13 protein-coding genes are annotated in these 12,618 nt (G+C 49.9%); 1 reads left to right on the forward strand and 12 read right to left on the reverse strand.

Translation table 11 applies throughout. The annotated features are described in order from the left end of the window. Positions 1 to 19 precede the first annotated feature (19 nt). A complete protein-coding gene (gene serA, locus J7E85_RS05920) occupies positions 20 to 1,612 on the forward strand; it encodes a phosphoglycerate dehydrogenase (RefSeq protein WP_215155957.1) in 1,593 nt (530 codons plus the stop codon). Between the two features lie 123 nt (positions 1,613 to 1,735). On the opposite strand, the gene J7E85_RS05925 is transcribed toward serA, so the two are convergent. The 12 genes from J7E85_RS05925 to J7E85_RS05980 form a co-directional block, all read right to left on the reverse strand. Next, the gene (locus J7E85_RS05925; RefSeq protein ID WP_215155959.1) at positions 1,736 to 3,169 is read right to left on the reverse strand and encodes an ATP-binding protein; all 1,434 of its coding nucleotides are present in this window, start codon (positions 3,167 to 3,169) and stop codon (positions 1,736 to 1,738) included. A 1-nt stretch (position 3,170) separates the two neighbouring features. Beyond that, positions 3,171 to 3,887: a response regulator transcription factor gene (locus tag J7E85_RS05930; RefSeq protein WP_009595176.1), complete on the reverse strand. Its 717-nt coding sequence runs from the start codon at positions 3,885 to 3,887 to the stop codon at positions 3,171 to 3,173. 101 nt (positions 3,888 to 3,988) lie between these two features. Continuing rightward, positions 3,989 to 5,242, reverse strand: coding sequence for a c-type cytochrome biogenesis protein CcsB (gene ccsB, locus J7E85_RS05935; protein ID WP_215155961.1), 1,254 nt, complete (start codon positions 5,240 to 5,242; stop codon positions 3,989 to 3,991). After that, entirely contained in the window at positions 5,229 to 6,932 is a 1,704-nt protein-coding gene (resB, locus tag J7E85_RS05940) for a cytochrome c biogenesis protein ResB (RefSeq protein WP_213645142.1), read from the reverse strand. Before resB ends, ccsB begins: the two co-directional genes overlap by 14 nt. Further along, positions 6,929 to 7,456, reverse strand: a complete 528-nt coding sequence (locus tag J7E85_RS05945) for a redoxin domain-containing protein (RefSeq protein ID WP_215155963.1) — start codon at positions 7,454 to 7,456, stop codon at positions 6,929 to 6,931. The genes resB and J7E85_RS05945 overlap by 4 nt, the downstream gene beginning before the upstream one ends. A gap of 125 nt (positions 7,457 to 7,581) precedes the next feature. Continuing rightward, positions 7,582 to 8,337 (reverse strand): pseudouridine synthase, encoded by a 756-nt coding sequence (locus J7E85_RS05950; protein WP_071223906.1) that lies wholly within the window; start codon positions 8,335 to 8,337, stop codon positions 7,582 to 7,584. Positions 8,338 to 8,358: 21 nt separating this feature from the next. After that, positions 8,359 to 8,697: an N-acetylmuramoyl-L-alanine amidase gene (locus J7E85_RS05955; protein ID WP_098742998.1), complete on the reverse strand. Its 339-nt coding sequence runs from the start codon at positions 8,695 to 8,697 to the stop codon at positions 8,359 to 8,361. 126 nt (positions 8,698 to 8,823) lie between these two features. Then, on the reverse strand, positions 8,824 to 9,357 hold the full coding sequence (locus J7E85_RS05960; protein ID WP_076320934.1) for a spore maturation protein: 534 nt from the start codon (positions 9,355 to 9,357) through the stop codon (positions 8,824 to 8,826). A 6-nt stretch (positions 9,358 to 9,363) separates the two neighbouring features. Beyond that, the gene (locus J7E85_RS05965; protein ID WP_215156242.1) at positions 9,364 to 9,996 is read right to left on the reverse strand and encodes a nucleoside recognition domain-containing protein; all 633 of its coding nucleotides are present in this window, start codon (positions 9,994 to 9,996) and stop codon (positions 9,364 to 9,366) included. Between the two features lie 63 nt (positions 9,997 to 10,059). Beyond that, positions 10,060 to 11,241, reverse strand: a complete 1,182-nt coding sequence (locus J7E85_RS05970; RefSeq protein WP_215155965.1) for a D-alanyl-D-alanine carboxypeptidase family protein — start codon at positions 11,239 to 11,241, stop codon at positions 10,060 to 10,062. 234 nt (positions 11,242 to 11,475) lie between these two features. Continuing rightward, positions 11,476 to 11,925 (reverse strand): GerW family sporulation protein, encoded by a 450-nt coding sequence (gene ytfJ / locus J7E85_RS05975; protein ID WP_215155968.1) that lies wholly within the window; start codon positions 11,923 to 11,925, stop codon positions 11,476 to 11,478. After that, on the reverse strand, positions 11,898 to 12,578 hold the full coding sequence (locus tag J7E85_RS05980; protein ID WP_215155970.1) for a DUF2953 domain-containing protein: 681 nt from the start codon (positions 12,576 to 12,578) through the stop codon (positions 11,898 to 11,900). The genes ytfJ and J7E85_RS05980 overlap by 28 nt, the downstream gene beginning before the upstream one ends. Positions 12,579 to 12,618: the final 40 nt, after the last annotated feature.

Genomic DNA, 12,618 nt, shown 5'->3' on the forward strand with positions numbered 1-12,618 from the left:
TTAAGGAGGAAGAGAAACCATGTTTAAAGTATTGGTATCGGATCCGATCAGTGATTTGGGGATCCAGCAATTAATGGATGCCGCCGATGTGCAGGTAGACAAAAAAACAGGGCTTAATGAAGATGAGCTCACTGCCATTATCGGTGAATATGACGGGCTCCTCGTACGGAGTCAGACACGTGTGACAGAACGCATTATGAATGCAGGAACCAATCTCAAGGTTGTCGGCCGTGCTGGTGTTGGTGTTGACAATATTGATCTTGAAGCCGCTACGAAACGCGGGATCGTTGTTATTAATGCGCCTGACGGTAACACGATTACCACAGCAGAGCATACATTTGCCATGATGATTGCCCTCGCCCGCCACATCCCTCAGGCCTATGCCAAGACCATAGGCGGATCCTGGGACCGCAAATCCTTCCTCGGCGTTGAGCTGCGCAACAAAACGCTGGGCGTTATGGGAATGGGACGGATTGGCAGCGAGGTAGCTAAACGCGCCAAGGCTTTCGGCATGAACATCCTTGCCTTCGATCCGTTCCTGACGGAAGAGCGTGCGGACAAACTGGGCGTGACACTCTCCTCGGTAGATAACATTATCCGCAGCGCAGACTTCATTACGGTCCATACTCCGCTTACGCCGGAAACCCGCCATATGATCGCAAGACCGCAATTCGAAGTCATGAAGCGCGGCATGCGTATCGTGAACTGTGCCCGTGGCGGCATTATTGACGAACGTGCCCTCGTGGAAGCGATCGATGAAGGCATTGTTGCCGGAGCCGCATTTGACGTATTCGAACATGAGCCGCCTGAAAACGATCATCCGTTCCTGAACCATCCAAAGGTTATTGTAACCCCGCATTTGGGTGCATCTACCGTTGAGGCTCAGGAGAACGTTGCGATTGATGTATCGGAACAAGTGCTTCATATCCTGCGCAACGAGCCGTTTAAGAATGCGGTCAACTTCCCGCTGGTAGCGGCTAGCGTGATGAACAAGCTGCAGCCATACTTCTCGCTCGGCGAGAAACTGGGCAGTGTAGCTGCTCAGATCACCGCACACGCGGTGAAGGAGATTCACGTTGACTATGCAGGCGAGCTGGCTGAAGTCGATACGCAAGCCCTGACCCGATACATCGTGAAGGGTGTGCTGGAACGCCACCTCGGTAGCGAAGTGAATATTGTAAACTCCATGCATTTGGCGAAAAGCCGTGATCTGCACGTCGTTGTGTCCCAGACACCAAAAACCAAAGACTTTACCAACCTCGTTACCGTTACGCTTAAAACGCAAAACGGTTTGGAGCGAATTGTTGCAGGTACCCTCCTGCTGGGTTACGGCGAACGGATCGTCCGTTTGGATAAATTCCCGGTCGATATCTCTCCGGAAGGTCATCTGATTCTGATCTCCCATAACGACAAGCCGGGCATTATCGGTCGTGTCGGAACGCTGCTCGGCGAGAACGATGTCAACATCGCCTCCATGCAGGTCGGACGTAAAGTCATCGGCGGGGAAGCCATCATGCTTCTGACGGTGGATAAAGACGTTCCTAAGGACGTTCTGATCAAGCTTACCGGGCTGTCGGAACTGAACACCGCGCAGCAAATTGCGCTGGCCTAAATTCAGGCCAATATAAGATTTAAGGGGTTAATCATTGTTCCACGTAGAACAAGATTAACCTCTTAATTTCAACAAAAAAACACGCTCCCTGTGAGCGTGTTTTGTCTTTTGTGGAGACATTCCCTAAGATTCTCCCGATTTTGTTGGAATGATCATCGTAAACACCGTTCCTTCGCCTACTTCACTTGTTGCGTTAATCGTACCATGATGCGCTGTCACGATATTTTTCACGATGGCGAGGCCAATACCGGTTCCCACCGTCTCCCCCCGCACACGCGCTTTATCGGCCTTGTAGAATCGCTCAAAAACAAATGGCAGATCTTCAGGCGGAATACCGACGCCTTGGTCGCTAATCTTCACCTGGAGAGCCTCTGTGTTCGATACGGTAATCCGATCTGCAATGATTAGAATCTGCTTGCCTGAAGGCGTATGACGAAAAGCGTTGTCCAGCAAATTGGTCAGCACCTGTTCTAGCTTATCTTCATCCGCCGCTTCGAGCAGAAGATTCGAGTGAAGTTTATTAAGCTGAAGATCAATACCGCGCTCCTTGGCACGAACAGTGAACTTCCGGTATACCCTCTCACACAATTCACCTGCATCCATCTCCCGCAGGGACAGCTCTGCATGCCCCGCTTCCATACGGGTTAAATCAAGCAGATCCTTCACCAGTCGGCCCATACGAAGCGATTCCTCATGAATCACCTGTATCAGCTCTCTGCTCTCTTCCGGTGAAGCTGCCATTCCGTCAAGCAGCGCTTCACTGTAGCCCTGCATCATGGACAGTGGTGTACGGATTTCATGCGACACGTTGGCGATGAAATCTGTACGCATCTTCTCCAGCGTAACTTGCTCGGTAATATCTCTTAATACGACAACGGCGCCGCGGATCATATCATCCGAATATAAGGGAGCCATATGGGCTGACCATATTCCCTGCTTCACATGCAGGTCAGCGCTTTGGTCATTTCCTTCGTTCACGGTGGCATAATAAAGCTCACTGAGCGGTTTTGGCATGACATCGGCCGCCCAGCCTCCGCCCTGCAGCTCATCATCCCACTGCAGCCCTTTCCAGGTTTTCATGATTTCCTGCCCTGGCGGGTTCACCAGAATAACCTGACCATGATTATCAAAAGTAATCACCGCGTCGCTCATGCTTCTCAGCACACTGGACAGATGCTCCTTCTCATGGTTCAAATTGCGGATATTCGTCTCCAGCTCTGCCGCCATATGGTTGAACGTATTGGCCAGCTCGCCAATCTCATCACTAGTTACCAAATTTAACCGAGTGCCATACTTCCCTTTGCGGATGTCGTTGGCAGCCTCAATGAGCTGCTGCATGGGCTGGGTAATCTTTGTTAACAGAAACAACCCGAAAAAGGTAGTCATCGAAAAACCGATAATGGCCACATAAGTAAATAAACGTTTGATGGCATCCGAATTCGCAAACGTGGTATCGATATAGGGGAGCAAAAATAATCCGAGCGTCAACAGTACGCACGCGACTAAACAGGTTATCGTAATCCACAACTTGCCGACGAGTGATCTCCAGAAACTCACGTTACTTCGGTACCTCCAGCTTGTAGCCTACTCCCCATACGGTCGTAATCATAGCTGCGGATTCCGCGGATACCTTATTTAACTTCTCGCGCAGCCGCTTTACGTGGGTATCGACGGTGCGAAGATCACCGAAAAATTCATAATTCCATACGTCCTTAAGCAGTTCTTCGCGGGAGAATACTTTGTCCGGGGACGAGGCCAGGTAGTGCAGAAGCTCATACTCCTTCGGCGTCAAACTGATTTCATGCCCTCCAGCCGTCACGCGGTGAGCATCATGTTCAATGATCAAATGCGGGAAAACAATGCTGTTGCTTGGGTTCGGTTCCTTGCTCAAATAAGCCGTAGCGGATGAGCGGCGTAAAATCGCTTTAACACGATAGATCACCTCGCGCGGACTGAACGGCTTCACAACATAATCGTCGGCCCCCACTTCAAATCCCTGTACGCGATTGATCTCCTCACCCTTGGCAGTCAGCATGAGAATAGGCGTAGACTTCACCTGACGGAGACGCGTGCATACTTCGACACCATCCATCCCGGGCAGCATCACATCCAGAATGACGAGCCCGTAATCTTCGGAGCTTGCTTTGCGAAGAGCAGTTTCTCCATCCTCCGCCTCTTCGATTTCATACCCTTCCTTCTCCAAATACATTTTTAACAATCGGCGAATCCGTTCTTCATCATCAACAACTAGTATGCGATTTCCGTGCTCTGACATTGGCAGCCAACTCCTTCATTTTTATAGGGAAAATCAGAAGTGGCCCTCTTGATTAAGAAAGGGCCCTTCTGATTGATCATTCACTGCTATTCGATTTACAATTAATCGGTTCCCGCATAAGAATGCAGACCCGCGATAATCAAGTTGACGCCGACCAGCGTAAACATGACCACGATAAAGCCGATAACGGACAGCCAGGACGAATGTTTACCCTGCCAGCCGCGCGATAACCGGAGATGAAGGTACACGCTGTAGAACAACCATGTAATAAGCGCCCATACTTCCTTCGGATCCCAGCCCCAGAACCGGCCCCATGCAATTTCTGCCCAGATCATGGCGAATATGAGACCTCCCAGTGTAAATACCGGGAACCCAATCGCAATGGCGCGATAACTGATTTCATCCAGATCGTCCGGATCCAATCTATTAAGGGCAGGCTGAATGAACTTGGCCAGCGGCTTGCGCAGGATAAGGCGGAGCAATCCGTACAGAATCAATCCCGTGATCAGCGACCATATCACCGTATTCAGCTTACGTCCAGCGTTCACGCCGTGCATCCAGGACGGAGCTTCCATGAGTGGAGATTTCATGCCCAAGAAGGACTGCATGCTCTCCGTTTCGCTTTTATAAGGTGCGACAAGCGGTGGCATGTTATATTCCACTTTTACTATTGTACTATTTTCTGTCTTCGGGTCAACCAAAGTCTGGTTAAATTCAGCCTGATATCCGCTCGCACGGAAGCTGTATACCGACAAAATAAATCCGATCAAGATCACGATGGCAAACATGCAGAGTTCAAGCCAGCGCTGTTCCCTGCGCGCGCCCTTGTCTGTTCCGCTAAAGTTAACGGTACGGAGCAAGTGCATCAGGCCGGCGATAAAACCGACCGCAAAAAATGCATCGCCCAGCGCAGCCATGGTTACGTGAATCCCCAGCCAATAGGACTGAAGCGAAGGAATCAGCGGCTGCACCTCCTGCGGAAACACAGCTGCATACGCCATGATCAGAATAGCCAGCGGCAGTGCAAACAATCCGAGCAGCGATTTTTTGTAGATAAAATAAAGTACGAGGAAGGCAATCATGATTGCCATCGACAAGAAGGTCATAAACTCATACATGTTGCTGACAGGCACATGTCCAGAGCCCGCCCATCTCGTAAAGAAGTACAGCAGATGTCCGATCAAACCGATCGATGCCGTTACAAATGCAATCTTCCCCCATTTAGCCAAATGGGCTTCCGGGTCCCGCTTGCGGAACCGTCGTCCCATAACGGCAAGTGCATACATGATAAATGCCGCACAATACAAGGTAAAAGCAACGATAAATGCGTTGCCGCTAAAATCAATTAGATTCATGCTTAGTCCCCCTGTTATTCTCCAATGACTTTTCATCGACTTCGATATTCATTTGCTTGAGGATCGCAGAGATCTCCTTGCGAAGCCCAAACCAGTTCTTGTTCGTATGTGCGCCAAGGGTCAGCGTTTGGTTATCAATACGCAGCCAGATCCGGCGATGGGTGAAATAAAAGCCCATGATCAGGCCGAGCATACCGATAAAACAACCAATCCAAATGAACGGCATGGCTTTATCCACACGAATATTCAGATAAGTCGTAGATTCCGAAAAGTCCACATCGTCCATGCTCCGTACATCCAGTTGTACGAGTGCTTCCCCACCCGCCAGCTGTGCATTGATCGCTTCCTGATTAAAGCGTTCCTTATCAATCTGTTTAGGGAAGTAGAAGTATTGAATGCCTTCCTTCGGCAGTTCAGGCCCCTTAATCAGAAATAAGAATGCAGGCGCATTCGGGTTAGGTGACAGGTTTACCGGTTTGCCGTTATCGCCAAGTCCAAAATCGGTAAAGGATTGTGTAAGCGTTAACGTATATTCTCCCGCCTGATACTCTCTTTGAGGATCGTCGATCGACAATGTGATTTTTCCGTATTCCTTCCCGCTCTTACTGTTAATCAGCACTGGCGAAACCGAACGGAGAATCGGGGTCAGATCATAATCGAATTGATAAGCTTTTAACCCTTTGTAATTGAGAGGATGATTCACCTCAATGTTATGGCGTGTCAATTCCACGAGCTGAGGCTTTTTATCAAAATCGTCGCAATTGGCCTCGCACATATACAGGATCGCCTGGGTTTGGAACTCCTTCGGCAGTACTTTATTCTTGCCTTTAAATTCCTCAGGCATATCGTCCTCGGTGTAGAACTCCACCTTAAAGCCATCGTTCAATAAATAGTAACTGGTGTTCTTGATGTGCACAGGCTCATCTTGAGGGAAAGCCATGTGCTCGTCCATATGCAGTCCAGGAAGATTCCGTCCAAGAACAGCAAGCAGAAAAATAATCAGACCGATATGAAGAACATAGGGGCCCCAGCGGCTGAACCGCTGCTTCTCCGCCAGTAGGGTCCCGCCATCCGTTCGCACGCGGTAGCCCTTCTTCTTAATGATTGGCTTCACCCGTTCAACCCAGTCGGCACCGTCTTCATCAACATGCCCTTGGTATACCACCTTCTGGCGGGTAAGGAAGGACATGTGCTTCGGAATCCGCTGTCTGCTGAGCGCTTTGTACAGGGGCAGGACCCGGTCAAGACTGCAAATGACAAGCGATGCGCCGATCATGACAAGCAGCAGCACGAACCACCAAGACGTGTATGTATGAGACAGCCCGAGCAAGTAATAAATATGCCCCAGCTGTCCGTACTCCTCTTTGTAATAGACAGAGGGGTCAATGTTTAGGAATGTGCTTTCCTGCGGAAAGATGGTCCCTAGCGAGGAGCCAATCAGCGTAAGCAATATCAGATATATTGCTACTTTTACCGAAGAAAAGAAATTCCATACCCGATCGATCATACCGGGGTTTTCTTTCTGTGATCGACGAGCAACGCCGTCATACCGCATTTCCAGAATCGGCTGGGCCTCCGCTTCCTCGGTCAGCGGCTTCCCGCAAGCCTCGCAGAGGACCGTCCCCGTTGGATTCTGGTGTCCACAATCACACTTCGTGTTCTGGATCAAAGGCTTGGAACCTTGACTCATTTCGCATTCACCAACTGTTCAATTTGTTTATCAAGGGTGTTCAAATCCAGTTCGCCTATACGAATATGGTCAATCTTGCCAGAGGCCGTAACAAAAAAGGTGGTTGGCATGGGCCCAACCCCGAAGCTGGCAACAGCATTCCGTTTCGGATCCATTAGTATGGGGAACTTTACGCCGGTTTGAGCAACGAAATTCTCAACGGTCATTTTGTTCTCTCCCACATTAATTCCGATGATCTCAACGCCTTGACTGCTCCATTTCTCCCACTGAGCTTGAAGAGCCGGCATTTCCCGCACGCATGGCGGACAGTAGGTGCCCCAGAAATTAATCACCCTGGCCTTACCCTCGTATTCACTCATGGTATGTACGCCGCCATCCATGCCTAGAAGTTCAAAATCCGCTGCCTTTTGACCCACTTTGGGAACCTCATCAGAGCCGAATACAACGGTTGCAACGGCGTACACTCCAACCAGGATAATGGCAAGCAGAATCACAATCTGTACGCTTTTCCTTGATTTGCCCATAAAGCAGCAGCTTCCTTTCTATGACATTCATCATATCGTATACTATGGGTGTGAACATCCTATGAACAATTATAACGAAATTTGTCATAAACGCCGCTCGCCATTTTGAATATTATGTGTCGGGTTTAACGTTTTCTCTTCGGTTTCCCGCCCGGCTTAGCGGCTTTCGCCATCTGCAAAAGCTGGTTGATTTCATCCGCTGTCAAATGGCGGTACAAGCCCCGTTTTAAATTTTGCAGCAGCAGATCCCCGTAAGATATACGCTTCAATCGCGTTACCGGATGGGAAATCGCTTCGAACATCCTTCTCACTTGACGGTTGCGGCCCTCATGAATGGTAATCGATATGACGGATTGTTTATTATCCGGATCCACATCCTTATACTCCACCTCGGCAGGAGACGTCATGCCGTCTTCCAGCATAATCCCTTGGCGAAGCTTGTCCAGTTCGGTGCCATGCGGCACCCCTTTCACGGTAGCCAAATAAGTCTTGGGTACATGATATTTAGGGTGGCTGAGCAGATTGGCAAATTCGCCGTCATTGGTCAGCAGCAGGAGTCCTTCTGTATCATAGTCCAAACGTCCAATCGGATATACCCGCTCTTTAATGCCCTTGAGATAATCCGATACAATTTTTCGGCCTTCGGGATCAGAAGCGCTTGTAATGACTCCCTTCGGCTTATTCAGCATAATGTATACCTTTTTCTCATTCTTTATCGGTTTGCCTGAAACCGTAATGATATCCTGGGCTGGATCGGCCTTTGTGCCGAGTTCGGTAACGGTCTCTCCGTTTACCTGCACCTTGCCTTCAAGAATCAATTCCTCGCACTTGCGGCGGGAAGCGACTCCGGCCTGTGCCATAATTTTCTGTAATCTCTCCATGTTCGTTAGGTCACCTCATTCCTAATGATAACCATCGACAGGATAAATCACAAGCGCGTTCCATGGAAAATGTGCCCCAGGACAGGTGTCGGAGTGAGGAAACAAGTATAACGGGGAAATATCATGGAGTCTGGATAGCTCCAAAATGATTTTGCTGGCGGTAAAAAGCTGTGTTTTCTGGTCCAGCGACATGGACTGGTAGCCGATATTGAAGTCGCCCTCAAGACAGATGTGAATCTGTCCCGGCTGAACCAGCATGGATGAAGAAGAGACCGAGCCGTCCGGGTGGATTTTAAAATCCCAGTTCCGCGGTTCCCGCTCGCACACGGTATGATGAATAACAAAACCCTCGAATTCCATTTCATCACCCCTACTACAATTTGTAACTGCAGCAGTATATGACGCGATGGAATCGAGGGTATAGGCATACGTCCTGTTACATAGAAAAAACGCTCCGTCTTTCTCAGACCGTTCGAATGATCTCAATTAACCGAACACCAGCAGGCAGACAGCAATCGCCGCAATAAAACCGATCAAATCGGAGAACAGCCCCACCTTCAGCGCATACCGGCCATTGCGGATTCCGACGGCGCCAAAGTAGACGGTCAGTACATACAAGGTCGTATCCGTGCTTCCCTGTATGGTCGACGCGATTCGACCAATCATGGAATCTGGACCGTATGCCCGGATCAGTTCAGTCGTGTAAGCGAGAGAGCCTGTACCCGTCAGCGGTCTGAGAATTCCCAAAGGCAAAATCTCGCTCGGTACCCCTAGCGATTGCAGAAAGGGGCCCGTCCAACCCACAAAAAACTCCAGCGCACCGGAAGACCGAAATACGCTAATGGCGACCATCATGCCGACCAAGTGCGGGATGATCCCAATCGCCGTGGAGAAGCCGTCCTTGGCTCCATCCACAAACGATTCATATACGGGCACTTTGCGCGTATAAGCATAAAGCGGAATGAATGCGATAATAATGGGAATAGACCAGGCGGACACGAGATTAATCCATGATAGCAACGCTCATCACCCCTTCACATCCGGGCTCAGGCTTGTACCGATTCCCGGCGGCTTCTGGCGGCGTATCGTCCGTCTTCGATACCATCGGTCAGCCATAATGGCGGCCGCCGTTGCAATCGCAGTGGCCAAAAGCGTGGTACCAACGATTTCCGAAGGATTGGCGGACTCATAATTTAGCCTGATCGCGATTAGCGTTGTCGGTATCAGCGTAATGCTTGCTGTGTTTAATGCAAGCAGCGTACACATCGCCGGAGAAGCTGTGTCCTTATCCGGGTTTAACTTCTGAAGCTCCTGCATCGCTTTGATTCCCATCGGAGTTGCTGCATTGCCCAGACCGAACAAATTGGCGCTCATGTTAGACAATATATATCCCATAGCGGGATGATTCTTCGGTACATCCGGGAATAGGAAACGGACAACCGGGCCCAGCAGCTTGGCAACCTTCTTCAGCAGGCCAGCATCCTCTGCCAGGCGCATCATGCCAAGCCAGAACACCAGTATGCTGATGAGACCGAAGGAGACAGTCACTCCCGTCTGGGCTCCGTCAAACGCGGCTTTTGTAACACTTTCGATGTTTCCGTTCACTGCCGCAAAGCAAACGCCGATCAGTATCATCCCCATCCAAATCAAATTGATCATCTCTTCGCCCCCGTTTGCTGCCCCGCTGCGTGGAGAATCCACGATCTCTTTAGCGAAGGCTAGTTATGATTTGGCCCTGAACAGATGCCTAAGCACTTCTCCTGCGGACTGCCACAGCGACAACGAACCGAGTGGTCCGGATGTGCTTCTGGACTTCTGCAAGACCTCAGGGACTTCAGGAAGCTTGCTTCCTTCCGCATAGACTGGAACTTTGCCGATGCTGACATTATCCAGCAGCAGTTCAATATGACCCCGCAGTCCGAAAGACAAGTCGGGTGTGCTCGCTTTATGCAGCACCAGTCTCTTCACGAGGCGTGCTTCCTCATCATGAGCGAATGCATACGTAAAGGAACTGCCCGTGACGAGTGAATAGCCCTGGACCTTCTGCCCTTTCTCCGTAACTTTTTTCAGTGGAAAATGAGCAAATCCATAATCCAGCATCTTGGAATGGTCATTCCAATCGTTGCCGTCATTCAGCGTGACCGCCGCGATCTGCTGCCCGTTTCGGGTGGCAGAGCTCACCAGGCAGCGGAATGCTTTTTTGGTGTAACCGGTTTTGACGCCGTCCGCTCCCTCGTAGAAACGAAGCATCTTGTTTTTGTTATCCCATTTGTAGTCCCACGCTTCATTCGGATTGGGCGCTTTCTTCGTCGGGGTTTTGACAATCTCGCTAAAGATAGGGTTCTTGAGGGCATACGCCGTCAGTTTGGCTACGTCATTAGCAGAAGAGTAATGTTCATCATGATCCAGTCCATGTGGATTCATAAAATGCGAGTTCGTCAAGCCGAGCCCGGCAGCCTTCTCGTTCATCAGCAACACAAAGCCTTCTTCCGTCCCCCCGACATGTTCGGCAATCGCTGTCGCGGCATCGTTGCCTGATCGCAGCATTAAGCCGTACAGCAAATTCTCAAGCGTCATCTCCTCACCAAGCTTCAGGAAGAGTGAGGAGCCCTCTTTGGCAAAAGCATTTTTGGAGATCTTGACGCGATCGTCCAGCTTGCCGTGTTCAATTGCCACGATAGCTGTCATGATCTTGGTCAGGCTTGCGATTCTTAAACGCTCGTCCCCGTTCTTACTGTACAGCACTCTACCGGAAGTGACATCAATCAGTGCAGCTGCCTGCGCATGATTGGTGGGGCCATTCTCATGATCTGCATGCACGGGGACAGCCGTAACCAGCAAGCAGCTTATGACCATCAACATGGATAACAAAGACTTGCAGTTCGTCCATTTCATTTTCATCATTTTATCCTCCGGTGTTAAGAAATCTTGTACAAGTATATGTCGTTTACGCTAAAGGTATGTCCATTTCGCAATAGAAACGTCTGTTGACGTACTTTTACCAAGACCGACCCCGTTAAAGTGAAGTTACTCCAGCAATGATCGGTTTAAGTTAGCTTCGGCTGAAAGCTTATAAATTCACTAATCTTCACAGCAAAAATCCCTTTCGTTAAGAACGAAAGGGATTTGCTTGCTCCGTCAGTACGCAGGCGGAGGCGTGGTGTCGTTCGCGGCATTGCTGCCTGATTGAAACATCGACTGGATTTGATCGAGTAAATACGGAGTCGCATCAATAATCCGTTCAAACAGATGGGTTTGATTGTCGAGCGGCACGATGTGCACGCCTTCTTTACCCACGACCAGGAAAGCAATCGGCCGAATGGACACGCCACCGCCGCTGCCGCCGCCAAAAGGAAGGGCACTATGATCGTTATGCGTCCCGTTAGTGGTAGTTGAGTGTGTTCCTCCCGCCTCAACGTTGTAGTCGCTACCGCCGGCAGCGAAACCAAAAGCCACTTTACTGATTGGCAGGATAACGCTGCCGTCAGGCGTATTCACCGGGTCGCCTACAATCGTATTAACGTCCACCATTCCCTTGATGTTTTCCATAGCCGTTTGCATCAAGCCTTGAATAGGGTGTTCTGCCATGATCTAATTCCTCCTTTCACCTTTAACACGCGAACTATAAGTACCAGTCCAGCATACATAGCTTTTCCGCAGGAGATTTTCGCTATGCAGTTTAGCTCTGTGGAAATTTGCGGCGGACCGTTAAAGATTGGCACCACATCGATTTGGGGCATCTCTTCCATGATCAGGCGATACGACATCCATCCCAGAAGTGTATGCTTTATGCCATGCAGCAGCCCGGTCGCTACCGCCGTATCGGCCGCATGCTCAAGCGCAATCCGGGTTGACCAGCGCACATCCATGAGATGAACGGCCGCCATCGTCTGCCTCGTCCATTTTTTGAACCCTTTTGTAGACCACAATACCCGCGCATAGTCTCTGTATCGAATGGTTCTGCTTGAAGAATCCTCCTGCTCTTTCGAACGGAGTGGAATCCCCTGCTCTACGGGAACGGTTTCCTTCTTAAACTCGATCCCACCGTTCGCCAGGTGAAAGGGGACTGTATATTTGCGCGTAATCAATCCGAAGATCATTTTAATTTCCGCCAACAGTTTATATTCATCTTTTCTTAGAACCACATCCAGCTTAATCGTTACCTTGGAGCTAAGCACAACGACCAGCAATACGATGAGGAGAACGACCAAACCGACCGCCAGAAAGATCCATACCCTCACGAAGTAACCCCCAAGACGTACTTAGTAAAATGTTATCCGC

It is taken from the genome of Paenibacillus sp. ISL-20 (assembly GCF_018613005.1).
Taxonomy (GTDB): Bacteria; Bacillota; Bacilli; order Paenibacillales; family Paenibacillaceae; genus Paenibacillus_AQ.

Coding starts and splice junctions, on each gene's coding strand:
- serA (WP_215155957.1), top strand. CDS start 20: ATGTTTAAAGTATTGGTATCGGATCCGATCAGTGATTTGGGGATCCAG.
- J7E85_RS05930 (WP_009595176.1), bottom strand. CDS start 3,887: ATGTCAGAGCACGGAAATCGCATACTAGTTGTTGATGATGAAGAACGG.
- ccsB (WP_215155961.1), bottom strand. CDS start 5,242: ATGAATCTAATTGATTTTAGCGGCAACGCATTTATCGTTGCTTTTACC.
- resB (WP_213645142.1), bottom strand. CDS start 6,932: ATGAGTCAAGGTTCCAAGCCTTTGATCCAGAACACGAAGTGTGATTGT.
- J7E85_RS05945 (WP_215155963.1), bottom strand. CDS start 7,456: ATGGGCAAATCAAGGAAAAGCGTACAGATTGTGATTCTGCTTGCCATT.
- J7E85_RS05950 (WP_071223906.1), bottom strand. CDS start 8,337: ATGGAGAGATTACAGAAAATTATGGCACAGGCCGGAGTCGCTTCCCGC.
- J7E85_RS05955 (WP_098742998.1), bottom strand. CDS start 8,697: ATGGAATTCGAGGGTTTTGTTATTCATCATACCGTGTGCGAGCGGGAA.
- J7E85_RS05965 (WP_215156242.1), bottom strand. CDS start 9,996: ATGATCAATTTGATTTGGATGGGGATGATACTGATCGGCGTTTGCTTT.
- J7E85_RS05970 (WP_215155965.1), bottom strand. CDS start 11,241: ATGATGAAAATGAAATGGACGAACTGCAAGTCTTTGTTATCCATGTTG.
- ytfJ (WP_215155968.1), bottom strand. CDS start 11,925: ATGGCAGAACACCCTATTCAAGGCTTGATGCAAACGGCTATGGAAAAC.